Here is a 20,872-nt window from a genome sequence, read left to right as displayed (position 1 = left end):
GGTCAACTCTCTGGGTTGACTTTTTTATTTGATCTGTTTTTTATTATGTCCCAAATTAGAACCGAATACACAACGAAATATTCAATAGCTATAATCCAAAGGTTTTCAGATTTATCGGCTTTGTTGAGGTTGATATATGCCAAATAACTGAGTATAATTACAAAACTCCAAACCAACGGAAATTTGTAATTAGTAAATACACTTAAAATTAATAGTGTTGCAATATACCAAGGATGAATTGTTGTGCTTAAAAACAAATAAAAGGAAAACGCAAGAAGCATATTTGTAATCAGTGTTTTGGTACAGATTCGCCTGGTGTAAAATGACAAGCCTAAAACAAATAGAAAAACTAGAACAGGAAGTGTTTTTCCAATAATTGCAATTTCGTTATAGCCTGTAATCCAATATCCAATTTCACGTACGACATAATAAATGCTTGCATTAAATTCGAAATTCTGAAACCAAAGCGCAACAGTTTGCGCATAGTTATTTAAAAATTCTGAATTGTAAAAAGGAGCAAATAAGATTAAAGTTGTAATGCCAATAATAGCATTAAAAATCAATAGTTTTAATGTTTCAAAAGGTCTTGACTGCGCTCGACCTGACATCGATTTGTCACCTCGAGCGCAGTCGAGAGGTCTATTATCTAGTTCGTTTTTGTTATCAAAAGATTTCTCGACTTCGCTCGAAATGACTGAAGGTTTTTTAAACCACAAAATAAGCAAAGGCAAAAACAATAATGGAATTAATTTTACAGAAATAGATAAAGCAAAAACAACGGCTGCCCATTTCCATTTCCCAGAATGTAAGAGGTACAAACTCCAAACCAAAAAGAAAATCATTACACCTTCAAAATGTAAATTTCCAGTCAATTCAATAATAATAAACGGGTTTAGAATATACCAAAAGATATTTTTTGTAGGAATATTTAATTTTTTAAGCAGTCGCTTTCCGAAGACTAGTGTTCCTAAATCTGCAGCGATAATTAATAGTCGTAATACTATTGCTGAACCTAAAATGCTGTGTCCGGAAAATAATCCAGTAATTAAAAAACTCAATTGATTTATTGGAGGATAATTTGTAAAATGACTACCATTTAATTGTCCCATTCCTGTATATAATTCTTCAGCTTGAGCAACTGGAAATTCTTGGGTTTGTATAAATGATTCTGGTGTGTATAAATATGGATTGAAACCTTCTAGAAGCATTCGTCCGTCCCAAATAAAGCGATAAAAGTCTTGTGATAAATTCGGAATTGCTAGAATAAATACAGCTCTACATATAAATGCAATGGCTGTTAAAAATCGAATATTGTCTTTAGTGTATTTTAAAAGTAAAATGAACACCAACCAAAGTAAACTATACAACACAATAAGTTTTGTATAATCTGTACGAATTAAATCATAAGCAAAAAGCCAATAGAAAAATAAGCTAACACAGGTGAGCAGCAAAGGAATTTTATTAAATTTCCAGAACTGCATTACATCTTAGAGGATATTGATTTGAAGAAAACATAACCAAAACCTAAAAATAGCATCAAATGAAAAGGAAATAAACCGAAATCACCACCTTGATCTCCAACAACAAAAGCGCTGTATAATCCAAATGCAAAATAGAGCATGAGGATGCCTTCTAAAATGACATGAGGAGATAATTTTTTTCTGAGATATTTGTTGCCTTTCCAAGAATCTTTTATAGTGCTAATATTAAACTTTGGTGTACGAACAAATTCACTACGTTTTCCGATGTGTCCTTCTATAACAGCAATGGAGTTATGTAGAGAAAAGCCCATAGCTATTGAGAAAAATGTAAAAAACATTCCTACATAGCTAAAGAATTTTTTAAAACCACTACCATAAATTTGTTTATACATGAACCAATAACAAATAAAGAAAATTACAGTACTCATCACGAAGAAACTCATAAAGTAAAAGTAAAAACGTAAGTGTGAGTATTCATTTTTGATATACAGCATTGGTATGCTTAACACCGCAACAATAAATATGTTTAAAAACATTGTACTGTTTAATAAATGTAACAGCCCATGAGTTTTAGTTTTAACAGAAATGTTTTTAGAATTTACAACACGTTTAAACATTTTTCTAAAATTTTCTGCTCCACCTTTATTCCAACGAAATTGTTGCGAACGTGCTGCACTAATCACTACAGGTAATTCTGCAGGAGTTTCTACGTCTTCTAGATATTTAAATTTCCAATTTTTTAGTTGTGCTCTATAGCTTAAATCTAAATCTTCAGTTAAGGTGTCTCCTTCCCAGTTTCCAGAATCAATGATGCAATCTTTTCTCCAAACACCAGCAGTACCATTAAAATTGATGAAATGCCCTTTGCTATTTCGTCCAACTTGCTCTAGTGTAAAATGTGCGTCTAAAGCAAAAGCTTGAATTTTTGTAAGTATAGAATAATTGCGATTAATATGGCTCCAACGTGTTTGTACAACACCAATTTGATCATCTTTAAAATAAGGAATGGTTCGTTTTAACCAATTGGGTTTCGGCAGAAAATCGGCATCAAAAATGGCAATAAATTCACCTTTGGCAATTTTTAAGCCTTCTTTTAATGCGCCTGCTTTAAAACCAGACCTATCAGTTCTGATGATGTGTTTTATGTCAAGACCTGTCGCTTTAATTTCTTCAATATGTTGTTTAGTTGTTTCAATGGTCTCATCTGTCGAATCATCTAATACTTGAATTTCTAATTTATCTTTTGGATAATCAATAAGTGCAATGTTATCTAACAAACGATCCATAACATACATTTCATTATAGACAGGTAGTTGTATAGTCACAAAAGGCACTTCTTCCAATTTTGATAAATCAAAAGTATCACAATATTTATTAGCTTTTTTTGAAGATAGATAGTTGAATAGCAGGTTGAGTTGAGCCAAAGAATACATGAAAATAAGTACTATGGCTATAGTATAAATTACAATTATGATATATTGAAGGTAGATCACTTAAAGCTATATTTAAAAATCCATGCTAAGATTTTAACGCCTGCAAATATAGCACCTTTTACGGTACCTGAAACTTTTGAGATGCCTATTCTATTTCTATAGTTTACAGGGATTTCAACATAACTTAGTTTTTGTTTTAAAACTTTTAACTGCATTTCAACTGTCCAACCATACGTTTTATCTTCCATTTTTAAGTTGAGAAGCTGTTCATATTTTATAGCTCTAAATGGTCCTAAATCTGTAAATTTTGCTTTAAAAAATAGAGACATTAACGAGGTAGCAAGCCAATTTCCAAATATCTGAGGCATTGTCATCGATCCGTTTTCTCTTAATCGATTGACTCTAGCACCAATTACAAAATCGATATTGTCATTTAAAATTGGAGCTACGATTTTTGACAACTCTTCAGGGTAATCACTATAATCACCATCTAAAAAAACAACTATCTCTGGTTTTATATCTTGTTTTGAAATGTATTCCATTCCTTTTAAACATGCATAACCATAACCTTTATTAGTTTCAGTAAGAACAGTTGCTCCAGCATTTTGAGCATTTATAACTGTATCATCATTTGAGTTATTGCTCACTACAATAATTTCATTTACAATATCTGGAATGTCTTTTATGACATGTGCTATAGAATCTGCTTCGTTATATGCAGGAATGATAACTTTTATTATGGACATTTAGTTGGTTTGAAAGTGCAAAAATACAATATCTTATTTCTGATTGACTAAATCCATTAAATCCACATCATTTCCTAATAAGATTTCAGTTGGATTAATTCGTCCATTCATGCTATCATTTTCTAATTTCAATACTCCTCTTGGGCAAACTGCTGAACAAATTCCACAGCCAACACAACTTGAGCGGACAATATTTTCGCCTTTTTGAGCATAGTGACGTACATCAATTCCCATTTCACAACTGTTTGAGCAGTTTCCGCAAGAAATACATTGCCCACCATTTGTAGTAATTCTAAATTTTGAAAATAAACGCTGTTGAAAGCCTAAAATTGCTGCCATTGGACAACCAAAACGACACCAAGATCGACTACCGAGAATTGGATAAAAACCGGTTCCAATAACTCCTGAAAATATTGAGCCTATATAAATTCCGTAAGCAGAACGTAAGGTTCCAGCTTTTGCATAGAAAACATGATCTGTAGTACCAGTAAAATGCATGATAACTAATAATGCAATGACGACAAATAAGCCAATAGCTCCATATTTTGCATCTTTTCCTAATTCATGTCTTTTAAAAATCATGACTCCAGTAAATACAATTATCAGGAATCCAATGACCAAACTAATGAACACGCCTTTTGTTAACCAAAAATTATTACTGTCATAGCCCAAATAGGTATAAATCATTGCTGTCGTCATAACTACAGAGAAGACTAAAACGAGATGAATTAACCAACGTTCTAATTTCCATGCTGACATTTTTTTTGATGATAATTGTCTGAAAGAATCTCCTGCAGTTTCTGCTAATCCACCACAACCACAAACCCAAGAGCAATACCACCGTTTTCCATATTTATAAGTTAAAATAGGAGTAATGACAAAGATTGAAATAATACCAAATAAGATTAGTGCTAATCCAATATTTCCATTAGATAAGAATCCTTTTACCGACCATTCATCAAAAATATAATAGTTAAGAGGCCAAACACTTTTTAAATCGTAGTACGGTAAATCATTATTCATGACATACATAAATTCAGGAATTAAAAAGGCAAAACCCAATTGAAAAAACATCACTGAAACGGTTCGAATTTGTTGGTATCGATTGTGTCTGTATTTAAGAATGAATTTATAACCAAATGCCAAAATAGCAATGGTGTAAAGCGTTCCGTATACAAACCACTGACTCGCATTTCGTCCGCTTAAAAGTTGACTTAGTGGATCAAATAAACTTATTAGTCCAGTATTGACCGCTCCATCAGCTCCTAAGCCTAAATATTGTGGAAAAAAATAAAGCACAATATAAAAGGAGGTGAGGATAATGCCAACAAGCCAACCCCAAATTCCGCGAGATGAAATGGATTTGAACCAAACGCCATCATTTTTAATGCCTTCTAATTTAGTTAAATACGCTTCTCTCGAATAAACTATTATCCCTAGAGATATCATTCCTAATGCTAATGTTAAAAACACGCCTTGATTAGGAAAATTTGTGTTAAACAGTGCTAAGACAAAAATTAACAAACCTACAATTCCGATAGCTAAAGCGATTTTTTGTTTAGTAGTAATATCTAAAGCATCTGGTTTTGCTAAAGACATACTATGATTAATTTTATTACTCATGGTTATGTAGTTTGTAGTTGTTTGTTGTATGCAGATAAGATTTCAGCTTCATAATGGTTATAAAATTCAGGATCGAAATTTGCTTCAGAAAGATGATTCATCACAAAATCAACATCTCGTTTTTCTGTTAGCCATGTATCAAATGTTTCATGGCGCATACGAATTCCGAAGGTGTTGATTCCTAAAAAGTCATTGGTGTTTTTATTAAAAGCAACTGTGATACATTTAGTGTCATCTTTGTGTTTCCAATGGAAATGTTGTTCATAATCTGGTCTTCCCTTTTTTCCAAAAACCCATCCATAGGTTTGGTATTCTATATCTAAAAATTTAGCAGAATTAAACCAATGTCCAGGTTTGTATTCCATTCGATTGCCACAAATAGTTTGTGCTAAAGTTTCTCCCATCATGCGACCTGTATACCAAACGGCTTCAATAGGTCTTCGGTTTCCAATGGCTTCATGTTGCTCTGCACAATCTCCAATAGCATACACATCAGGAATATTTGTTTCTAGAAAACGGTTGACTTTTACACCTCTTCCAGTTTCAATTTTTGAAGATTTTATAAATTCAATATTTGGAGAAACACCAGCTGTTAATCCAACAACATTACAATTTATTTCTTCTCCTGTTTCTTCAATGATGACTGATTTTACGTTTCCGTTGTTATCAGATTTTATTTCCTTTAAGTTTGTAGACAAACGTAAATCGATATGGTGATTTTTGATGTGTCTATTAATCATTTCACTTTCACCTTGAGGCAAAACACCATTCCAAAAACTAGATTCACGTACTAAGAATGTTACAGGAATACTTCTTGAATTCAACATTTCGGCAAGTTCAATGCCAATAAGTCCACCACCAACTATTACTGCACGATTGCAAGCTTCTTTGTTAGGTGCTAGAGATTCTAAATTTTCTAAATCCTGTTTGTGATACATTCCCATTACACCTTTAAGGTCTTGACCAGGCCATCCAAATTTGTTTGGTTTACTTCCAGTGGCAATAATTAATTTATCATACTTAAGATTTGAACCATTTGCGAGTTTTAGGGATTTGTTGTCTGTATTTATCGCTTCAACATACGCATTGAGTAATTCGATTCTATTCTTCTTCCAGAACCAATTTTCATAAGGTTGCGTGTGTTCAAATTTCATATGTCCCATATACACATACATAAGCGCAGTACGTGAAAAGAAATAATCAGTTTCTGCCGAAATGATTGTGATTTTTTTGTCTGAAAGCTTTCTGATATGTCTAGCTAATGTGACTCCAGAAATTCCATTTCCAATAATTACAATGTGTTCCATAAAGTTTGGTTGTTATGACGATTCAGTCGAAACTAAAGATAAGAACTTAATTGTGTTATCTAATTTATATCAGTTTTAAATTATAGATCTTCTGTAAGGTTTTATGTTTTAAGCAGACGTGAATTTTTTTAAATATCCTGTAAGTAAACATGTTTTCAACGACTTACTAAATGTATATTTTTAATTCAAGGACTTATGAAAAGGTACAAACTCTTTGTGTTTGCAATGTTATTTGGAATAAGCAGTAGTTTTTCACAAAATACTTCAGTTTTTTTTAAATTAGCAGACGATTTTTTTAAATCAAATGTTTCAAATGGAAAGGTTGCCTACTCAAAAATTGTTGCAAATCCAGAGTTGTTAAATCAATTAGTCAGTTTCGCTGAAAATATTTCAGTATCAAAAAATGACACTAAAACCTATCAGGCTTTTTATATTAATGCGTATAATATTTCAGTAATAAAAGGAATTATTGATAATTATCCATTAAAATCTCCACTAGACTCATCTGGTTTTTTTGATAAAATAACCTATCAAATTGCTGGAGAATTAATAACACTCAATGATATCGAAAATGTAAAGTTGCGAGCTCATTTTAATGATGCACGTTTTCATTTTGTGCTTGTTTGTGGAGCTCTTGGTTGTCCTCCTTTAATTGATTCGGCTTATTTTCCAAATAGTTTAGAGTCGCAATTACAAGAACAGGCTGAAATTGCACTTAATAATGCAAGTTTCATAAAATATTCTAATAATGAGCTTCAACTTTCTGAGATTTTTAAATGGTATAAAGAAGACTTCGTGAAAAGCGGAAATGAAATTGATTATATCAACAGATTTAGAGCAAATAAAATTGATTCAAACGCTATAGTGTCATATTATTCATATAACTGGAATCTAAACAAACAATAATAGTAGTAAGTATGGTTTTGTAGGTTTTCGATGAATATTTAACATTGGTTTAAGAGCACTATTCTAGTCTTTATCTGTAAATTAGGAGTCTAATTTATAATTCATGACCATTTTTAGAATCTTGTTTTTAGCTTTTATAGTAAGTTCTTGTGCAGCTCAAAAAGAAAAAGTCAACGGACTTAGTTTTGTTGCGTCTCCTGAAGCAATTACAGATTTGCATACAAAACCTGTGATTGAAGTTGGTGCTAATTATACTGCAATTATGCCATTTGGGTTTATGCGAAATTTGAATTATCCTGAGATTATTCATAATACAAATAAACAATGGTTTGGAGAAACTAAAGCTGGTGCAAAACAATACATTAAGGAATTAGAAAAAAAGAATATTAAGATCATGATCAAACCTCAAATTTGGGTTTGGCATGGTGAATTTACTGGCAATATAAAAATGTCTTCTGAAGACAACTGGAAAACTCTAGAAGCAACATATTCTAAATTTATTCTTGAATACGTAGAACTCGCACAAGAAACTAAAGCTGACATCTTTTGTATTGGTACAGAATTAGAAAATTTTGTCAATGAACGTCCTGAGTATTGGCATAGTTTAATCAAAAAGATTAGAGCTATTTATAAAGGAAAACTAACTTATGCTGCTAATTGGGATGAATTTAAGCGCACACCTTTTTGGAGTGAAGTTGATTATATAGGAGTAGATGCTTATTTTCCTGTGAGTGAAAAACAAACACCAACAATTGAAGACTGTAAAGCTGGCTGGCAAAAACATAAACAGATGATTAAATCACTTTCTGAAACTCATAATAAACCAATTCTTTTTACCGAATATGGCTATCGTAGTATGGATTTTACAGGAAAAGAACCTTGGGAAAGTGATCATACCATTGAAACATTAAATTTTGAAGGTCAGTCTAATGCTACACAAGCACTTTTTGAAGAATTTTGGAATGAAGATTGGTTTGCTGGAGGTTTTATTTGGAAATGGTTTCATAATCATGATAAAGTTGGAGGAGAAAAAGATAATCAGTTTACCCCTCAAAATAAACCCGTAGAAATAGTCATTCAATCCTTTTATAAATCTGAATAAAATAAATTGTTTATGAAATAGTAAGGAATGTACTTGTGACCGACAAAAGTTTATATCAACTACCACATGAAATATTTAATTACGCTACTTATTCTGTTTTCAGTATTTGCAAATGCTCAAGATAATACTGTTACCGATTTGAAAATTCAAGGGAACAAAAAACTCAAATCGTCTTTCGTAAAGAAAATAATTCAAATTAAATCTGGAGTAAAGTTAGATTCTACCATTATTGAAGCAGATATAAAACTTTTAAAACGGTTGCCATCAATAGCTCATGCCTATTATCAGGTGGTTCTTGTTGGAGAGCATTCATATAATGTTTTTTATAATATAGAAGAAAATTTCACGATTATTCCTTCAGCAAATGTGTACACAACAAACGACGATGAGTTTGCTTATCGATTAGGATTGTATGAGTTTAATCTATTTGGTGAAAACATAACTTTTGGTGGCTTTTATCAAAAAGATATTTATAACTCGTACGCTTTGAAATTTAGAGCACCTTTTTTGTTTTCTAGACAATTAGGATTAGCCGTTAATTATCAGGATCTAACAACGCAAGAACCCGTGTTTTTCGAAAACAATACCGCCGAATATAAATACAACAATGAGTCTGTTGAAGTTTTAGGTTTATTCCAACTTAATTTTACGAATCGTTTTGAAGCTGGACTAAATTATTTTACTGAAGATTATGAGTATAAATTTGGAGCAAAAAACCTTAATATACCTCAAGAATTGAAAGTTCATAAGCTAACCTATAAACTGATTTATGAATATAATAACCTTAATTATGAATATCAATATGTTGACGGATTTAGAAGTATTTTAAATTTTCAATATGTTACCTCAAATAATGACACACTATTGCCTGATTTTGCAATTGGATGGAATGATTTTCAATATTTTAAAAGATTCGGAAAAAGAGGGAATTGGGCAAGTAGACTGCGTTTAGGAATCGCTTCAAATGATGATACGCCTTTTGCACCTTTTGCTGTAGATAATAATTTAAATCTAAGAGGTGTTGGAAATACGATTGATAGAGGTACTGGAGCTATCGTTTTAAATACAGAATACCGACAAACATTATATGAAAAAAATTGGTTTTCCCTTCAAGGAAATGCCTTTATAGATGCTGGAAGCTGGAGGAATCCAGGTGGTGATTTTAGTGATTTTGGTGAGAATCATAATATTCGGATTTATCCAGGCCTTGGATTGCGATTTATTCATAAAAAAATCTTTAATGCCATTTTTAGAATTGATTATGGAATAGGAATCACAGATGGCGCGACTCAAGGGCTTGTTTTTGGAATCGGACAATATTTTTAACCTAAATTTAATTTTAGATACTAATAGTCGTTTATTTATATTCTAGATTTGTAAAAAAAATAAAGACATGCGAACACTTGCCATTGGAGATATTCATGGAGGATTAAAAGGATTGAAACAACTATTAGAAATTGCTAAAGTAACCATTGAAGACCAACTTATTTTTGTTGGTGATTATGTAGATGGTTGGAGTGACTCTGCTCAAGTGATTCAATATTTAATTGAATTGTCTAAAACTCATGACTGTGTTTTTATTAAAGGAAATCATGATGTTTGGTGTGAAGATTGGTTGCGAACTGGTGATGGTGATCCAGTTTGGTTAGCTCATGGTGGTCAAGAAACGGTTGAAAGCTATGCTTCATTTTCAGAAGATGAAAAAAAACAACATTTGTATTTTTTTGCTGATATGAGCCTGTATCATATTGATGACCATAAACGATTATTTATTCATGCAGGTTTTACTTCTATGCATGGTGTTGAAAAAGAATATAACTTCCGAAATTTTTATTTTGATCGTACTCTCTGGGAAATGGTTGTAACTATGAATAATAATCTTAAACAGGATTCTGAATTATATCCAAATCGGTTGAAACATTATTCCGAAATTTATATTGGTCATACACCAACAATTAATTTCTATGTAGATAAACCTATGAATGCTGCTAATGTTTGGAATATTGATACTGGTGCAGCTTTTACAGGACGGCTTTCTGCTATTAATATTGATACAAAAGAAATCTTTCAAAGCGACGTCTTAAAAGATTTATATCCTGATGAAATAGGAAGAAATAAAAGTTAAATAGTAAATTAGCCTTTGTAAGGTCATCAAAACGTTGAAGGATAAAAAATTTAATTTATATATTTCTTATAGTAAGTAAATAATTCGTCTGCTGAAGCCCCAAACCATTTTTTGATATAGATGGTCCAAAAGTGATATTGCAGTTTCCAAATGCCATGTTTTTTGTAGAGTCTTGCTGAAGTACTAATCTTTTTATTTATAACCACAAATTCTTTTCGAGTGTATAACTCGTTAATTAAAATATTGTCTTCATAAATGATATAGTTTTCATTATAGCCTCTAATATCATTAAAAAGTTCTCTGCTAATAAACTGACTTTGATCACCACCTCTGCATGCTCGCCATGAAAACTGAGTTAACCAACTCGCTAATCTTAACCACCAATGATTACTGTCAAATTGCATTCTGAAACAACCTGCTTTATTGCCTTTTTTTACTTCGGAAATGATAAGTTCATCAAAATGTTGAGGCGGAAAAGAATCGGCATGTAAGAAATAAAGAATGTTACCCGAAGCTTGTTTTGCTCCAAGATTCATTTGCTTGGCTCTTCCTTTTTCAGAATTTAAAAGCTGAATGTTTGTGTAAATGGTTTGCATGTATTTAATTGTCATGCAGGTGTTGTCTTCGCTTCCGCCATCGACTATAATGATGTCACTAATATTTGACTTTGATGAGTTTTCGTTTAAATGAACAAGCAGTTTACCAATGTGTTTTTCTTCATTTAAAACAGGAATAACAATAGAAATCTTATTCATTCAAATTCCAGTTATAATCTTTGTAGCTTTTTTTTGCTTTGTCTGAAATAGTAACGTCTGAGTATTCATTTAAAAAGTCGATTAAATCCTTTCCGTTTGATTTGAAATCACCACCATACCATTTGAATATTTTCGACAATTTGATTTCATTTTCAAAAATTTCATTTTTAGATGAATCACTTAAAAATCCTTTAGTTAACAAAACAAAATCGGCTTCTAGGTTTTTTGCAGTGAATGCTTTATTGTATAATTTCGGACAAGAAACTGCGGCACAAACTAATGCAAAATGGATACGTGGTTCATCCATTTTACGTATAATTTTATGCTCTACATCATTAAGTGTATACCATTTATCTCCTATTTTAATAAAACGATGATTCCATGGTCCATCGATATCTTTAATACTATTTATAGGATAGTTGTCTAAAATTAATTTGATAGTAAAAGCATTGTAAACATTCATCCAATAGGCTAATGTTTCATCTTTGCTCCATGAATCTTGAGGAGGTGTTTCGGAAAGTGATTTTAAGTAAGAATTGAATTCAGTTTTATCAGCTTTAAAACCTTTATAGTTGACATTGCCTTGGTCTGAAACGTGTTTCTGAAGCAAACTGTTCCATAGGTCATGATTAAATGTTTCTGTTTCAGTTATTTTATGTTCAACTTCAACTTCTTGAATGGTTTCAATTTCTCTCACTTCAATTTCGGAAGGTGTTTCAATAATTACAGTTTCTACAACTTCTTGTACAACGTCTATATCTGATTTTTGATCTTCTTTCTGAATAGTGTTTTCAGTTTTAGTAGTGCTAGCAATTTGTTTAGAACTTCCGCAAGAGAGGGTTAATAAAACTAATGCTAAAATTGAAATAGGTTTAATGTGCATCTAATTTTTCTTTAATGGATATAACTCCTGACTAATAAAATCTTTAGGGAAGTGTTCGTCACCTTCAAAACCAAGTTCTATGTCTCTTCCGTTATGCGGAACATAATCTGTTTTAAAAATGTAATCCCAAATACTTAAGGTTAGTCCGTAATTTACTCCAAACCTAACATGCTTTGGTAGTTCTTTTGCGTGATGCCAAATATGCATCTTTGGATTATTGAAGATGTATTTTAAAATTCCGTAATCCCAACCCAAATTTGCATGGTTAAGATGGCCAATTGCAATCGCAAAGAAATATACAATGGCAACATCTTGAGCGTCAAATCCTCCAATAATAGCAATAGGAATATAGAGTAGTGATTTGTAAACCACTGGTTCCATCCAATGATAGCGTAAATGCGCCGCAAATCCCATTTCTTTTACACTGTGGTGTACTTTGTGAAAGTTCCAAAGCCATTCAAAACGATGCAATAATCGATGTGTATTCCATTGCACAAAATCACTGATCATAAAGAAAACGAATAGTCCAAGCCATCTAGGCAAATTATCAACATCAAATAACTGAAAATTAGAAATCGAGAAACCTATAAGTCCTAAGATGTCGTTAAAAAATGTTGCAGCTGCATTTGATAATGCAATGAGTACAATTAAATTCAGAAGAAAAAAATTGAAAAACATATAAAAGACATCTAACCAAAAGTCCTTTCTAAATAAAGCTTGATTTTTTCGCCAAGGAAACGCAATTTCAAGCAGCCAAACGATTAGTGAGATAGCAATTAAGCCATAAAAATAGTTGTCCCAATTATTTTGAAATAACACCTCGTTTTTAAGGTAATTCCAATAATTAGAATAAGAGTTTTTTATAATGTCAAGATACTTTTCCATAGCCCTTAAAGATACATGTTTTAAAAAAAAATTGTCAGGCTCATGTAACCTTTTTGTAATTTAATGGTCTTCATAACAAACAACCATCAAAGAGAATTGAAAAAACTAACCGACGAAGAACTAATGCTCGATGTAGCTCGAGGTAATTTAGATGCTATGGCTCATATTTTTGAACGCTATAACAAGCGGTTGTATAATTTCTATTTTCAGATGATAAGAGATAAAGCTATTTGTGAAGATATGACTCAAACTGTTTTTTATAAAGTTATGCGTTACAGAACATCTTATAAAGGTGGACAATTTGTGTCATGGATTTTCAAAATTGCTAGAAATGTGTTTTCAGACCAGTATCAAAAATCTAAAAAAACCTCAAATACCGAAGATCTCGAATTTGTTGCGAGCAAAAAAACAGATAATAAAATTGAAAGAAATGATGATGTTGCTCATCTGCATAATGCCTTAAATAAATTGAATAAAGAGGAGAAAGAATTAATCGTTTTAAATCGATTTCAAGGCATGAAATATGATAAAATCGCCGAGATAATGGGTAGTAGTGAAGGTGCAGTTAAAGTGAAAGTACATCGTATTATAAAAAAATTAAAAACCGTTTATTTAGAAACCATATAATCATGGATTGTAAAAATTTAGAACAACATATCGTAGATTACATTGATGAACAATTGTCTGCGGAAAAATCTCAACAGATCGCAAACCATATTGCTTCATGTGATAATTGCAAATCTATTTACGAAGAGACAAAGGCGCTTTTTTCAGCATTTAAAAATGTAGAAGAAGAAACACCTAGCGATAATTTAAGAACAGGATTTTATAAACTCTTAGAGGAAGAAAAACAATTACTTGATGACCGAATTGTAGAGCTTCCGAAGCAGAAAAAAGAATTCCCTTGGAAACAGGCATTTCAAATTGCAGCTTCAATTATATTTATGTTTGGAGGTTATTTTTTAGGAAGCCACAATTCTAAACAAATTGCTAATAATGAAATTTCAGCATTGCAACAAGAAACTGTTGAGTTAAGAGAAGATATGATGTTGGCAATGATAGAAAACCAATCACCAAGTAAGCGAATTCAAGCCGTTAGTTTTACAGAAGATTTTGTGAAACCAGATGTTAAAATATTAGAAGCTTTAATAGGACGTATGCAATATGACGGAAATATGAATGTGCGACTTGCTGCAGCAGAAGCATTATCAGAATTTCCAAAATCAACTATTGTGAAAGAAGCGTTTATTAAAGCACTAACTGCCCAGAAAGATCCAAGTTTGCAAATTGCAATTATTCAATTTTTGGTAAAAATCCAGGAGAAACGCGCGATTGCTCCTATGCAACAATTATTAGAGCATGAGGACACACCGAATTTTGTAAAAGACCAGGTAAACGATGGTATTTCGCAAATTATTTAATAAAAATCAATTAAAAAAAATCAGTAAAATGAAACGAACAGGAATTATAATAAATTTTATAGCAGTATTCTGCTTTATGTTTTCCAATGCTCAAGAAGACTATATCAAGAGTTTAATCGGAATTACAAAAGTGAAAATTGAAACAGGTACACATGTTAAGATAATCACAGGAACCACAAACGAATTAAGGTTCACAAAATATGTGTATGATAACGACGATCACAACCATGATAATTGTGACCATGAACATCATGAAGAATGTCACGATTGCGAGGAAAATAATAAGGATGATCGTTCTAAAGGTCTAAAAGCAGTGTACTCTGGAGGCGTAGACAATACAGGTTTTGGAATGTCTATAGAACAAGAAGGTACTGTGTTACGCATTAAAGATTTGAAATCATGGATGCAACGTAAAGGACTGCAAATAGTTTTGCCGAAAACCATGGATATTCACTTAGATTGTGGCAATCTTGGGAGTGCGGTTTTAAGAGGGTTTTCTTCAGAAATTGAAGTGAATACAAATGTTGGTAGAATCATCCTTAAAGATGTTACAGGTCCAATCACAGCGCATTCAAGTACTGGAACTATTGATGTTAATTTTTCTAGTGTTAGCCAGTCGTCACCAATTACTTTGAGTAGCTCAACAGGTGCAGTAGATGTATCACTTCCAGTAAATACAAAAGCCGATTTAGAATTACGTTCCAATATGGGAACGATATATACCGATTTTGATTTGCAGAGACCATCTGAAGATGATATGAAAGTGGTAGGAGCTACTCGAAAAATTGAAAGCAAACTAAATAATGGAGGCGTTAAAATTGTATTGCGCTCATCTACTGGAAACGTATATCTAAGAAAACAATAATCAATCAAAAACACAATCAAATGAAATATCTCATCCTAATTGCATTATTAAGTGTAACGACACTTCATGCACAACGAAATGTTGAAATCAATAAAAGTCTATCAAAAAATCAAGATGTATTTCTCGATTTTAAATTTGCTCAAGATATAAGAGTAGAGCACGGAAATACTAATGAGGTAAAAGTGAAAGCCTCAGTTAATATTGATGATGGAGAAGGTAATGAGTTTTTCAGCATAAAAACAGATAACGCTTCAGGACAATTAAAATTATATTCAGATTTTGGAGCTTATTTTAAAAATCAATGGAAAGATAAAAGCAGAAATAATTGTAACCTCACTACTGAAATTAACTATGTAGTTACAGTGCCTAAAAATATCAACTTAAAAATTAAAAGCATTTCTGGAAGTGTCTTTATGGATGCTTTTCAAGGAGATTTGGTTACCGATTTAATTTCTGGAGATGTAATCATCAAAAAATATGATGGAGAACTTAGACTAAAAACCATTAGTGGAGCATTAGATGTTACGGTTAGAAAAGCTGAACTTAATGCGAAATCATTGACGGGAACTATTTACTCAGATATAGAATTTGAAAAAAACACGTCTGCCAAGTCATACAATGGATCACACAATAGAGTTTCAAAACAAATTAATGGAGGCACACTTTCTTTAGAGATGGAGACCATTTCAGGAAATATTTATATCAGGAAAAGTTGATTTGAATTCAATTTTAATTGAAACAAAAAAGGGAGTATCATATACGATGCTCCCTTTTTTATGTAACATAAATAACAAGTATCGTCTAACAACAACCTCCACCATCATAATGAAAAGTAGATTCACTAAAATAGATATCGTCTCTTCCTAATGCTTGCAATGCTCTAGCTGTTTTGTCACAAATAGCTAAGGGTTGATTTTTAAGTAAAATATGTCCAACTTTGTCGTCAAAATAATCAGATTCACCATAATAGATTGCCGCTTTTCCAGTGAAAACACAAGGGCCATCACTTGGCATTGGATCTTTAATCGCAGCAACTTCAATAGATTCAATATAAATTAATTGATCAGTTGGATACTGTTTTGGGTCTAAAATACGATACGGTTTTCTTGCTCTAATTTCAATAGTTCCAAAACCAGCATCAGTTAAAGCTTTTACATAGTCTGCAATTGGTAAGCTTCCGCTTAAACATAAAGCTCTTAATCTGTCATCATTTCTAAGTTCGTCATTCATTGGTTGCTCACAAGTGGGATCGCTCATGACTAAGCGTCCATGAGGTTTTAAAACACGATACATTTCTTCAATGGCTTTCTTTAAATCTTCTGCCTTAAAAATATTAAACAAGCAATTTTGAGCAGCCACATCAATACTATTATCTTCAACAGGAAGATTCATTGCGTCGCCTTTTTTTAGATCTACAAATTCCGATTTAAACCAATCGTTTTGTGCTTCAGCTTCAATGAAATTTTTACGAGATGCTTCTAACATTTCGTCAACAACATCAACACCAATAACACCAGCTTTTTGACGATTGAAATATGAAAACTGTAATAATTCCATTCCGCCTCCAACACCAACGTAAAGCATTTTTGGATTATTAGTTAAATCACGAGCATGAACAGTGCTTCCGCAACCATAATTCATTTCTTGCATGATTCTCGGGATTTTTAATCCTGGTAATTCCCAAATAGGATTCGTAGTACAACATAAACCAACATCTGGTGTTAATGCGGCTTCTTTATATAAATCGTTAGTTGCATTTAAGTAACTCATAGTTTATAATTCTTTTATTAATTCTTTAAAAAGGGTAATCATATTAGGTTCAGCTTTTCCAGCTGTTGCTATTATTTCTGAAATATCTACAGGTTTTAAATTGTCTGGATCACATTCGTCTGTTAATACAGAAATAGCAGCCACTTTCATATTTAAATGGTTCGCGACAATAATTTCAGGAACTGTACTCATACCAACAGCATCTGCGCCTATAATTTTAAGCATTCTATATTCAGCTCTTGTTTCTAGTTGAGGTCCAACGACGCTGGCATAAACCCCTTCGTGTAATTTAATGTTATGAGTTTTTGCAATGCTTTTAAACTTTGCATTGATTTCTAGATTGTAAGGTGCACTCATATCTGTGAAACGTTCGCCTAATTCTTCAACACCTTTAAATGCTAAAGGCGAACTTCCTTGTAAATTGATATGATCATCAATCAACATTAAGTCTCCTTTTTTAAAGTTAAGGTTGATGGCTCCAGCTGCATTTGAAACTAGTAATGTTTTAATTCCTAATTTTTCCATAATGCGAACAGGAAAAGTTACATCTTGCAAAGAATAGCCTTCATAAACATGAAAGCGACCTTGCATGACGACTACTTTCTTTCCGGATAAATGTCCATAAATGAATTTTCCTTTATGAAACTCAACAGTAGCCGTTGGGAAATTTGGAATGTGATTATAACTCACTTCGCGAATGACTTCAATTTCGTTTGTGAGCTGACCTAAGCCAGTTCCTAAAATAATTCCTATTTCTGGATTTTCAAAACCTTTATCAACCAAGTATTCTGTGGTTTCTGTGATGAATTTAATCATTTAATTGTTTGATTTTATATTGTAATTCTATGCTGTTTTTATAAAAATCTGAAGCTTCTAAATCCTCAAAAGTATCAATGTCATTTAAAACCTCTAAGGTAGAAAATGTTGTGTTATTATGTTTTAATTCTGAAAGTGTTTCAGTTAATAAATGGCTTTGGCTCCAAGGTTTATTTTCAAATACTTTGGTGTTCATTTTAGACATTCCAATAAGGTAATAACCACCATCTTCTGCAGGTCCAAAAACGACTTCAGAATGCTCTAAAGCTTCTAGTCCGTTTTTTATATGAGTTGCACTAATATCAGGTAAATCAGATCCGATTAAAACAATACGATTATAGCCATCTTCAAAACCTTTTAAGAATGCATTTTGCATGCGTTCACCTAAGTCTTTTCCTTTTTGAACTGCTTTATGTGCCTTTTCCCATTTAGTGTCTACAATAGCATCAGAAAAATAAACACGAATTGGAATTTCAAGATGTTCTGTTGCAAGTTCTGTGACTTTCACGAGTGCTTTATAAACTTCAAATGCAGCTTGATTGCCAATGGTTTTAGCAAGTCTAGTTTTTACTTTTCCTAGTTTTATGTTTTTCACAAAAACAATAACGAGTTCTTTATTCATGAATTTTTATACCATTATTTAACCATTTGCTCCATTCCTTTGAAAAGGTATGAATGCTATCTGTTTCTTTTTCTTGAGTGTTGTAAATTGAAAAATTCTTGTTCTTCCATTCGAAAATTCCACCATATAGGTTTTTAACTTTTGTATATCCAGCTTTTTTCAATTTGTTAGCAATTACTTCTGAACGAATTCCTAAAGAACAATACACTATGATTTCTTGATCTCTTTTTGGGATGTGTTTTTCAATAGTTTCTATATTAAAATTATCATATCCAACAGATATAGCATCTTTAATATGACTTACTTCATATTCTTGAGGTTCTCTTGAATCTAAAATAATAGCGTCAGTTTTAGGCATGGCTAATTCTTCTACTGAAATATAAGGAATACCCTTAGAATTGTGTTTTTTGAGTAATTCTGAAATCGTATCTTGAGAAAACCCAAGAGTTGAATACAGAATGAATATGTATAAAAGACGTGTTTTCATTTTATGCGACTACACCTTGACAACTACTTCCTGCTCCTGCAGTACAACCATAACAATGTTGTGAGATGACGATATTGCGTCCTTCTAATAGTTCTTCATTAAATTCTGAAATATGCTTTGCTTTACTATTTACAGGTAATTCTAACATTTGGTTGAAATCACAATCGTATAAATAGCCATTCCAACTTATTGATAAGGTATTTGTGCACATTACATTTGCAACTGCTGAAGGATTATAAGCTTCAACTAATTGATACATATAATCTTCATAGTTTTCTGAAGCAATTAAGTAATCTAAAAATCGTGCAATTGGTAGATTAGTAATTGCAAAAAGATTATGAAATTGAATTCCGAAGTCTTCAAGTAATGCCTTTTTGAAATCTTTTTCCATAGACATTTGGTCACCTGGTAAAAATGCTCCTGAAGGATTATAAACCAAATCTAATTTTAAATTACTATCTGGCATTCCGTAGCCAACAGCATTTAATTCCTGTAAGGCTTTAATGGATTTGTCAAAAACACCATCACCTCTTTGTTTGTCAGTTTTACCTCTAGTCCAGTGTGGCATTGAACTCACCACATGAACATTATGTTTTTTAAAGAATTCAGGTAAATCGTAATACTTTTTGTTGGCTCTAATAATGGTTAAATTAGATCTTACAATAAAATCTTTAATACCAACTTTCGCAGCTTCTTCAACAAACCATCTAAAATCTGGATTCATTTCTGGAGCTCCTCCTGTTAAATCTAAGGTATGTGCACCAGAATTTTTGATGACTTCCAAACATTGTTTCATTGTGTCTCTAGTCATAATCTCTTTTCGGTCTGGACCAGCATCTACATGACAATGATCACACACCTGATTACACATATAACCAACATTGATTTGTAGAATTTCAAGCTTCTTTGCTTTTAAAGGGAATTGATTGGTCTCAGAAATTTTAGCTTTAAATGTTGGTAATTCACCACTTTTAAAAATACCATTTGAGAGTATTTCAATTTGTCTATTGCTGTTAGCTAAATCACTTCCTGATTTTTGTAGGGATTTTGTTGCCATTAAAATTTATTGAGTTTTAATCTTTATTCTGTCACCTCAAGCGCAGTCGAGAGGTCTCTCGGCCTGATAACTTTGTTTAACCATCTAATTTATTCACTTTATTCATCATTTGTACGCCATGCACTAAAGTTGCACCACTTTTTATTGCTGCGCCAACATGTATTGCTTCCATCATTTCTTCTTTAGTTACACCACGTTGTAAAGTGTCTTTAGTGTAAGCGTCAATACAATATGGACATTGTTCAGTATGAGAAACAGCTAATGCAATTAGTGATTTTTCGCGAGCAGTTAAAGCGCCTTCTTCAAATACCTTTCCGTAATAATCAAAGAATTTGTTTCCTAGTTCTTCACTCCATTCAGTGATGTTTCCAAATTTGCGTAAATCTGCAGAATCGTAATATGGTTTAGACATAAAGTTGTTTTTTTTATTTAGAAAAATCAATATAATATATTAAGTCGAAGTTAAATCTTAAAGATTACAGAAAATTTTAAAACTTATAATTTTATAAAGTGTTTTTAGTCTAGTTTTAATAATTGAACATGTCTTATGTTAAAAAGTCTTACTTTTAAATTCTCTTTTTACAACAA

Annotated in this window: 22 protein-coding genes; 8 read left to right on the top strand and 14 right to left on the bottom strand. The window is 31.9% G+C overall.

Annotated elements, in window-relative coordinates; genetic code table 11:
* Positions 1-2: 2 nt before the first annotated feature.
* The 5 genes from MUN68_RS14310 to MUN68_RS14290 are packed head-to-tail and all read right to left on the bottom strand — an operon-like array spanning position 3 to position 6,590.
* Positions 3-1,481 (bottom strand): mannosyltransferase, encoded by a 1,479-nt coding sequence (locus MUN68_RS14310; RefSeq protein ID WP_249993701.1) that lies wholly within the window; start codon positions 1,479-1,481, stop codon positions 3-5.
* Positions 1,481-2,914, bottom strand: a complete 1,434-nt coding sequence (locus tag MUN68_RS14305) for a cellulose synthase family protein (RefSeq protein WP_394357646.1) — start codon at positions 2,912-2,914, stop codon at positions 1,481-1,483. The genes MUN68_RS14310 and MUN68_RS14305 overlap by 1 nt, the downstream gene beginning before the upstream one ends.
* A gap of 56 nt (positions 2,915-2,970) precedes the next feature.
* Positions 2,971-3,660, bottom strand: a complete 690-nt coding sequence (locus MUN68_RS14300) for a glycosyltransferase family 2 protein (RefSeq protein WP_249993704.1) — start codon at positions 3,658-3,660, stop codon at positions 2,971-2,973.
* A 33-nt stretch (positions 3,661-3,693) separates the two neighbouring features.
* Positions 3,694-5,283 carry a 4Fe-4S binding protein gene (locus MUN68_RS14295; RefSeq protein WP_249993708.1) on the bottom strand — a complete coding sequence of 530 codons (1,590 nt, stop codon included), beginning with the start codon at positions 5,281-5,283 and terminating at the stop codon, positions 3,694-3,696.
* Positions 5,284-5,285: 2 nt separating this feature from the next.
* On the bottom strand, positions 5,286-6,590 hold the full coding sequence (locus tag MUN68_RS14290) for an NAD(P)/FAD-dependent oxidoreductase (RefSeq protein ID WP_249993713.1): 1,305 nt from the start codon (positions 6,588-6,590) through the stop codon (positions 5,286-5,288).
* Between the two features lie 195 nt (positions 6,591-6,785).
* Between MUN68_RS14290 and MUN68_RS14285 the strand changes: the two genes are divergently transcribed.
* The 4 genes from MUN68_RS14285 (at position 6,786) to MUN68_RS14270 (ending at position 10,723) form a co-directional block, all read left to right on the top strand.
* Positions 6,786-7,496: a DUF547 domain-containing protein gene (locus MUN68_RS14285; RefSeq protein WP_249993718.1), complete on the top strand. Its 711-nt coding sequence runs from the start codon at positions 6,786-6,788 to the stop codon at positions 7,494-7,496.
* A gap of 103 nt (positions 7,497-7,599) precedes the next feature.
* Positions 7,600-8,598, top strand: coding sequence for a glycoside hydrolase family 113 (locus MUN68_RS14280; RefSeq protein ID WP_249993723.1), 999 nt, complete (start codon positions 7,600-7,602; stop codon positions 8,596-8,598).
* Positions 8,599-8,664: 66 nt separating this feature from the next.
* Entirely contained in the window at positions 8,665-9,924 is a 1,260-nt protein-coding gene (locus MUN68_RS14275; protein WP_249993729.1) for a BamA/TamA family outer membrane protein, read from the top strand.
* A 67-nt stretch (positions 9,925-9,991) separates the two neighbouring features.
* Positions 9,992-10,723 carry a metallophosphoesterase gene (locus MUN68_RS14270; protein ID WP_249993733.1) on the top strand — a complete coding sequence of 244 codons (732 nt, stop codon included), beginning with the start codon at positions 9,992-9,994 and terminating at the stop codon, positions 10,721-10,723.
* A 50-nt stretch (positions 10,724-10,773) separates the two neighbouring features.
* Here MUN68_RS14270 and MUN68_RS14265 read toward each other — a convergent pair whose 3' ends face one another.
* Genes MUN68_RS14265 through MUN68_RS14255 form a run of 3 tightly spaced genes read right to left on the bottom strand, consistent with a single transcriptional unit; the run spans position 10,774 to position 13,246 of the window.
* Positions 10,774-11,478, bottom strand: a complete 705-nt coding sequence (locus MUN68_RS14265) for a TIGR04283 family arsenosugar biosynthesis glycosyltransferase (protein ID WP_249993749.1) — start codon at positions 11,476-11,478, stop codon at positions 10,774-10,776.
* Complete coding sequence (locus tag MUN68_RS14260) at positions 11,471-12,361, bottom strand: DUF547 domain-containing protein (protein WP_249993751.1); 891 nt, start codon at positions 12,359-12,361, stop codon at positions 11,471-11,473. Before MUN68_RS14260 ends, MUN68_RS14265 begins: the two co-directional genes overlap by 8 nt.
* The gene (locus tag MUN68_RS14255; protein ID WP_249993761.1) at positions 12,362-13,246 is read right to left on the bottom strand and encodes a sterol desaturase family protein; all 885 of its coding nucleotides are present in this window, start codon (positions 13,244-13,246) and stop codon (positions 12,362-12,364) included.
* A gap of 96 nt (positions 13,247-13,342) precedes the next feature.
* On the opposite strand from MUN68_RS14255, the gene MUN68_RS14250 reads away from it, so the two are divergent.
* Genes MUN68_RS14250 through MUN68_RS14235 form a run of 4 tightly spaced genes read left to right on the top strand, consistent with a single transcriptional unit; the run spans position 13,343 to position 16,248 of the window.
* Positions 13,343-13,873: an RNA polymerase sigma factor gene (locus tag MUN68_RS14250; protein WP_249993767.1), complete on the top strand. Its 531-nt coding sequence runs from the start codon at positions 13,343-13,345 to the stop codon at positions 13,871-13,873.
* 2 nt (positions 13,874-13,875) lie between these two features.
* A complete protein-coding gene (locus MUN68_RS14245) occupies positions 13,876-14,667 on the top strand; it encodes a zf-HC2 domain-containing protein (protein WP_249993770.1) in 792 nt (263 codons plus the stop codon).
* 28 nt (positions 14,668-14,695) lie between these two features.
* Positions 14,696-15,532: a DUF4097 family beta strand repeat-containing protein gene (locus MUN68_RS14240; RefSeq protein ID WP_249993773.1), complete on the top strand. Its 837-nt coding sequence runs from the start codon at positions 14,696-14,698 to the stop codon at positions 15,530-15,532.
* Positions 15,533-15,552: 20 nt separating this feature from the next.
* Positions 15,553-16,248 (top strand): DUF4097 family beta strand repeat-containing protein, encoded by a 696-nt coding sequence (locus MUN68_RS14235; protein WP_249993777.1) that lies wholly within the window; start codon positions 15,553-15,555, stop codon positions 16,246-16,248.
* A gap of 85 nt (positions 16,249-16,333) precedes the next feature.
* Here MUN68_RS14235 and arsM read toward each other — a convergent pair whose 3' ends face one another.
* The 6 genes from arsM to MUN68_RS14205 all read right to left on the bottom strand — a co-directional run bounded on the left by arsM (position 16,334) and on the right by MUN68_RS14205 (position 20,696).
* Entirely contained in the window at positions 16,334-17,302 is a 969-nt protein-coding gene (gene arsM / locus MUN68_RS14230; RefSeq protein WP_249993782.1) for an arsenosugar biosynthesis arsenite methyltransferase ArsM, read from the bottom strand.
* Between the two features lie 3 nt (positions 17,303-17,305).
* On the bottom strand, positions 17,306-18,118 hold the full coding sequence (locus tag MUN68_RS14225; RefSeq protein WP_249993788.1) for a purine-nucleoside phosphorylase: 813 nt from the start codon (positions 18,116-18,118) through the stop codon (positions 17,306-17,308).
* On the bottom strand, positions 18,111-18,740 hold the full coding sequence (locus tag MUN68_RS14220; protein WP_249993795.1) for a TIGR04282 family arsenosugar biosynthesis glycosyltransferase: 630 nt from the start codon (positions 18,738-18,740) through the stop codon (positions 18,111-18,113). Before MUN68_RS14220 ends, MUN68_RS14225 begins: the two co-directional genes overlap by 8 nt.
* On the bottom strand, positions 18,733-19,227 hold the full coding sequence (locus MUN68_RS14215) for a rhodanese-like domain-containing protein (RefSeq protein ID WP_249993800.1): 495 nt from the start codon (positions 19,225-19,227) through the stop codon (positions 18,733-18,735). Before MUN68_RS14215 ends, MUN68_RS14220 begins: the two co-directional genes overlap by 8 nt.
* Position 19,228: 1 nt before the next feature.
* Positions 19,229-20,284, bottom strand: a complete 1,056-nt coding sequence (arsS, locus tag MUN68_RS14210) for an arsenosugar biosynthesis radical SAM (seleno)protein ArsS (protein ID WP_249993803.1) — start codon at positions 20,282-20,284, stop codon at positions 19,229-19,231.
* A gap of 76 nt (positions 20,285-20,360) precedes the next feature.
* Positions 20,361-20,696, bottom strand: coding sequence for an arsenosugar biosynthesis-associated peroxidase-like protein (locus MUN68_RS14205; protein WP_249993808.1), 336 nt, complete (start codon positions 20,694-20,696; stop codon positions 20,361-20,363).
* Between the last annotated feature and the right edge of the window lie 176 nt (positions 20,697-20,872).

Origin of the sequence: Psychroserpens ponticola (genome assembly GCF_023556315.2) — a bacterium.
In the GTDB taxonomy this organism is placed as follows: domain Bacteria; phylum Bacteroidota; class Bacteroidia; order Flavobacteriales; family Flavobacteriaceae; genus Psychroserpens; species Psychroserpens ponticola.
Note: the sequence above shows the minus strand (reverse complement) of the source record. Positions and strands in the feature narration are given on the sequence as shown.